This window comes from Dethiosulfatibacter sp., assembly GCF_983023055.1.
In genome coordinates this window covers 1-5,337 of record NZ_CEZJXU010000146.1, presented here as the reverse complement: position 1 = coordinate 5,337, position 5,337 = coordinate 1, and the positions used below count along the sequence as shown (strand labels likewise).

General features: G+C 36.2%; 7 protein-coding genes. 5 read left to right on the top strand and 2 right to left on the bottom strand.

Annotation, left to right across the window (positions count from 1 at the left end; all coding sequences use genetic code 11):
* Positions 1–279 precede the first annotated feature (279 nt).
* The 3 genes from AC3AX0_RS06555 (at position 280) to AC3AX0_RS06545 (ending at position 1,486) form a co-directional block, all read left to right on the top strand.
* The gene (locus AC3AX0_RS06555; RefSeq protein WP_487549504.1) at positions 280–477 is read left to right on the top strand and encodes a cold-shock protein; all 198 of its coding nucleotides are present in this window, start codon (positions 280–282) and stop codon (positions 475–477) included.
* 354 nt (positions 478–831) lie between these two features.
* The gene (locus tag AC3AX0_RS06550) at positions 832–1,032 is read left to right on the top strand and encodes a cold-shock protein (RefSeq protein ID WP_487549503.1); all 201 of its coding nucleotides are present in this window, start codon (positions 832–834) and stop codon (positions 1,030–1,032) included.
* 253 nt (positions 1,033–1,285) lie between these two features.
* The gene (locus AC3AX0_RS06545) at positions 1,286–1,486 is read left to right on the top strand and encodes a cold-shock protein (protein ID WP_487549505.1); all 201 of its coding nucleotides are present in this window, start codon (positions 1,286–1,288) and stop codon (positions 1,484–1,486) included.
* Between the two features lie 187 nt (positions 1,487–1,673).
* Here AC3AX0_RS06545 and AC3AX0_RS06540 read toward each other — a convergent pair whose 3' ends face one another.
* The gene (locus AC3AX0_RS06540; protein WP_487549502.1) at positions 1,674–1,901 is read right to left on the bottom strand and encodes a hypothetical protein; all 228 of its coding nucleotides are present in this window, start codon (positions 1,899–1,901) and stop codon (positions 1,674–1,676) included.
* A gap of 348 nt (positions 1,902–2,249) precedes the next feature.
* Between AC3AX0_RS06540 and AC3AX0_RS06535 the strand changes: the two genes are divergently transcribed.
* The gene (locus AC3AX0_RS06535; protein ID WP_487549501.1) at positions 2,250–3,377 is read left to right on the top strand and encodes an AI-2E family transporter; all 1,128 of its coding nucleotides are present in this window, start codon (positions 2,250–2,252) and stop codon (positions 3,375–3,377) included.
* Here AC3AX0_RS06535 and pdxR read toward each other — a convergent pair.
* A complete protein-coding gene (gene pdxR / locus AC3AX0_RS06530; protein WP_487549500.1) occupies positions 3,335–4,699 on the bottom strand; it encodes a MocR-like pyridoxine biosynthesis transcription factor PdxR in 1,365 nt (454 codons plus the stop codon). The genes AC3AX0_RS06535 and pdxR overlap by 43 nt on opposite strands.
* 125 nt (positions 4,700–4,824) lie before the next feature.
* On the opposite strand from pdxR, the gene AC3AX0_RS06525 reads away from it, so the two are divergent.
* The gene (locus AC3AX0_RS06525) at positions 4,825–5,304 is read left to right on the top strand and encodes an ECF transporter S component (RefSeq protein WP_487549499.1); all 480 of its coding nucleotides are present in this window, start codon (positions 4,825–4,827) and stop codon (positions 5,302–5,304) included.
* Positions 5,305–5,337 lie beyond the last annotated feature (33 nt).

Below are 5,337 nucleotides of genomic sequence, written 5' to 3'. Positions count from 1 at the left end.
AAGCTGCTTTCTTGTTGCTCAAATAATTTCAATTTTCATTAAATAAAAGGCTTGATCATGGCTGAGCTTAGGAGATATACCTTGTTTGTCGGGTTTCTTTTTTGTTATTTATTGACAAGATAGCATATTAGTGGTATTATACATTTGTTGCTTAAGACGAAAGTAAATTGTAGCAGGTAATTTCTGGTTGGTACTCGTATTCATTAAGTGTTATCCTGATTAAGAAGATGTTATTAGTTACACGGATTTAAGGAAAAATATAATTAGGAGGTACACACGATGAGTGGTACAGTAAAATGGTTTAACGCAGAAAAAGGATTTGGTTTTATAACAGGAGATGACGGAGTAGATGTATTTGCACATTTCTCACAAATCCAAGCTGACGGATACAAATCTTTAGAAGAAGGACAAGAAGTAACTTTTGACGTAGTTCAAGGTCAAAAAGGTCCTCAAGCAGAAAATATTAACATAGCATAATTGAATTTTCAAACCCCGTGCCTTATGGTTCGGGGTTTTTTTATAGCTTAAGAAATGCTTGTGCATTTAACGCAGCAAAGCTGCTTTCTTGTTGCCCAAATAATTTCAATTTCTATTTAATAAAAGGCTTAAACATGGCTGAGCTTAGGAGTTATACCTTGTTTGTCGTTTTTCTTTCTTGATGTTTATTGACAAGACGGCATATTAGTGGTATTATACACCTGTTGCTTAAAACGATAGTAAATTTAGTAACAGGATATTTCTAATTAGTGCTCATATACTACGTGTTATCCTGATTTAGAAAGTGTTATTAGTTACAGAGTTTAAGGAAAATATAATTAGGAGGTACACACGATGAGTGGTACAGTAAAATGGTTTAACGGAGAAAAAGGATTTGGTTTTATTACAGGAGATGACGGAGTAGATGTATTCGCACACTTCTCACAAATTCAAATAGATGGATACAAAACATTGGACGAAGGTCAAGAAGTTACTTTTGATGTAGTTCAAGGTCAAAAAGGACCTCAAGCAGAAAATATCCAAGTAGCTAGATAGTTGAAATTTTCAAATCCCGAACCTTATGGTTCGGGATTTTTTATTACTTTGAAAAATTTATTTTGTGTTTGATTTTTAAATAAGTTTGACAAATAGAGATATTAATGGTAGTATTAATTGTTGCTTAAAACGAAAGTAAGATTAGTAACAGGTAATTTCTGATTGGTGTTCATATTCACTTAGTGCTATCCTGATTAAGAAAATGTTATTAGTTACACGGATTTAAGGAAAATATAATTAGGAGGTACACATGATGAATGGTACAGTAAAATGGTTTAACTCAGAAAAAGGATTTGGTTTTATTACAGGGGATGACGGAGTAGATGTATTTGCACATTTCTCTCAAATTCAAGCTGACGGATACAAATCTTTAGAAGAAGGACAAAGCGTTACTTTTGACGTTGTTCAAGGACAAAAAGGACCACAAGCAGAAAATATCCAAATCGCAAGATAGTTGAATTTTCAAACCCCGTGCTTATAGCTCGGGGTTTTTTTATTGCCTAAGAAAGTTAATCATATAACCGCATAACACCAACTCTTCAAAGTGTTATGCATATTTTAACTTTCTTAAGCTATCAAAAAGCAAGCTCCTTATGTTTCGGGAACTTGCTTTTATTGATATGTGAAGCATTAATTGTAAATTATAAAAAATCTATATCCGGTAAAATATTTGAGTTTTGCTTTGTTAGTTCATATCTGAAGATCAGAAGATATTTTCCTTTTCTTTCCTTTACTGATGCTATCAGAATTTTCGATTCGTTTCCAGATGGTAGGCAGATCACCTTGTCTTTCAAATCCTGGATATAATGCATTACAGACTGTGCATTTTCAGGATCTACGGGTTCTTTAACTCCCCACGGGAGCGACATTGTCTTTGTGCTGTCTCAGGTGGGGCAGAGGGTTTCTTTTCTTTCTAATATGGATTTTTCGATACTTTCGATTAGTTCTCTTTCAAGATTGGCGGTTTTTCCAAACATATGATTCCTCCTTATTCTAAGTAGTTACTTTATTGTGTCCTTGCCTAGGAAAGTTAGTATATACAAAATCACTTGAAGCGTTGTGATTTTGTAATAAAAGGAAACTTTCTTGTATATTATTATTTTAATATATATAGCTGAATTAAGCAATGATTTGAATTTCAATTCACAAAAACATTCATTGATGTTATAATGTAGAATACTTGAAATTGATATAAAATGATTGAATTGGAGATATATATGAAAACTGCAACCAAAAGTATAATAAGGCTTTATTTGCCTTTGATAACAATTGCCATAGTCATGGGATTCCTGTTTTTCAACAGTGGAGCACTGTCGTCATTAGTAAGCGTCTTTAAACCTGTGATCCTTGCCTTTGCCATAGCCTATATACTGGATTCTGTGGCAAATGTATTTATAAGAAGACTTAAGATGAGGAGGAAGGTTGGAATACTCCTCACCTATTTGATTTTTGTGGGGGCTGTAGTTGTTGCAATATCATTTGTTGTGCCGGTTATTTCAGAAAACTTCAACTCTATGGTGGACTTTTTCGTAAACGGCGACATAGATGTAAATCAATATATTGCAGAACTTAGGGACCAAACGGATAATGCCTTTGTAACATGGATTCTTGACAACTTTACGGATTCTACGGGAGAGACTAGCCAGCAGGTTATAGAATATATAACAAAAGCCCTTCAGTATGTTTCGAATTTTGTTTTAAGCCTGGTGTCAAACATTGGAGGAGGACTTCTTGCCTTCTTGTCTAGTTTTGTAATGTCCATATACATGCTTATTGAAAAAGAAGACCTTCTAAACAGGATGAAAAGGACCAGTCATGCTTATTTTAGCGATGACAGGGCCAATAAGCTTGAAGAAACAGTGGAGAAGGCAAACCATATATTCAAGATGTATTTCAATGGAAAGATTCTTGATTCCACAATAGTAGGAATAATAAACATATTTCTTTTTACAATATTTGGAGTACCCTACAGTCTCATAATGGGATTGATAGTTGGAGCCGCAAATATGATACCATATTTCGGGCCCTTCTTTGGATCTGTACCTGTAATCATAGTGTCCCTTTTTGTGAATCCTGCCAAAGCTCTTGTTGCCCTAATAATAATCATAGTCGTTGGTCAGGTTGACGCAAACTTCATAGATCCCAAGATTATTGGAAAGGCTGTTGGAGTAAGCCCCTTCTGGGTAATATCAGGAGTCAGCATGGGCGCCATTGCTGCTGGACCATTAGGAATGATATTAGGAGTTCCTACGGTAGTATTACTAAAGACCCTCATAGAAGAGGATGTTGATATGAGACTGGCTCATAACGAAAGCTCAAGCTCTTCAAAGGACAAACCGCTGTAGGAAATGGAAAGTTCGTAGACCATACCTTTTTTTCTTATAATATTTACAAGAACACCCTTGTCTGCAAAGAAATCAATGATTTCTTCTGCAGGCTTTTTACTTTCCAGGGACACAACTGCGTGAAGTCCCGAGTCTGCACTTATCATTGTTACTTCACCGTTCCACAAGTATTCAAGGTATTTCTTTATAAGGTTTCTTTTTTTACTATAGATTCTTTTTATCTTCCTTAGGTGTTTGTAGATATGTCCTTCACCTATAAAGAATGCAAGGGTAAGCTGCTCAATTTTGGAGGCGGACTGGGTGTATTTAGATAAAATCCCTTTGTAGTTTTCAAGGAGCCTGTCAGGTAGTATCATATATGATAGCCTCATGGCTGGAGTCAGTATTTTCGAGAAGGAACCAAGATATATTATCCTGTCGTCTTTGTCCAGACCCTGAAGGCATGGGACAGGTAGTGATTCGAATCGTATTAGGCTATCGTAGTCGTCCTCTAGTATGTAACTTTTATTGTTTTCAGCCCAGGAAAGGAGATCGAGCCTTTTTCCTATAGGCATGAGGGAACCAGTTGGGAACTGGTGGGAAGGGGACACATATGCTATGTCCGCTCCTGATGTTTCAAGGGACTGCAAATTCAATCCGTCTTCACTTACGGGAATATCAACTGTATTAAAGCCGTAGTCCTCGAATATGTATTTAGCCTTTTCGTATCCAGGGGATTCTACTGCTGCAGTCTTTACTTGGTTTTTTACCATTCCTGCCAGTATACCCATTAGATATTGTATTCCAGCACCTATAACTATTTGTTCTGGTCTTGTCTTTCCGCCTCTTGTCTTATTTACAAAGTTGGATATTTCATATCTGAGTATGGATTCGCCCTGGTATGAACCAGAGCTGTATATTTCCTCCTCAAAATCAGTCAATATTCTGTTGTAAAGCTTCTTCCATATTTTAGTGTCTATGCTTCCCATGTGGACATTTTCGTTTTTGAACTTGTCGAATTCTTCATCTTCCATGTATCGCTCTTTTTCCTGTGCTGCAGAAGTTGCAGGTATAGTGCTTTCATCGGAGAAATAGTCTCTAAGATCCTGGGCAAAGTAGCCCTTCTTTGGAAGACTCTCTATATATCCTTCCGTCAGAAGCTGAAAATATGAGTTTTCAACTGTGGTCTTGCTTATTTTGTAGGTGGAGGCAGTTTCCCTTATGGAGGGAAGCTTCTCGCCTTTTTTTATTGTCTGGTTCTTTATTTCGTCTCGTATATGCTCATAGAGTTGTATGTATATAGGTTTCTTGGCTTTTCTATCTGGAATAAATGCAAATATCATAATTCACCTCTGTCCTTATTTAAAATATTAAATCTGTATCTTTTCAAGTGGTCACATTTATATTATAGTTTAATTATATTCAAGTGTCAAAATCATAATAAGAAAAGATTTTAAGGAGAATTTTTATGAGAGAGAGTAAAACGAGAACAATAACAATTTCAGCTTTAATGGCTGCTGTGGTTTATGTGGCAACATATATTGGTACGGCTCTTCCTTTTTCAGGATATATACACCTTGGAGATGCGGCAGTGTTCCTGTCGGGTCTTTTACTTGGACCGCACTACGGAATGCTGGCGGCTGCACTGGGGTCAGCAATGGCTGACGGTCTTAAGGGTTATGTAATCTATATTCCGGCAACGATAGTCCTCAAAGGAGTCATGGCATATGTTACAGGACTTGTAAGGGAGAAGAAAAACAGTACGGTTGCAGGATCCATGATTATTGGAGGATTGGTAATGGTGGCAGGATACTATGTATATGAAGCTTTTATATACAGCAATTTTGCAGCACCTTTAGTGAGCATACCCTGGAATGTACTTCAGTTTGTAGTTGGAATCATAATAGCGTTGATATTAATAAAGCCTTTTTCAAGATTCAAAATATAGTGTTTGTTAAATAGCCTTCCTGGATATATAATT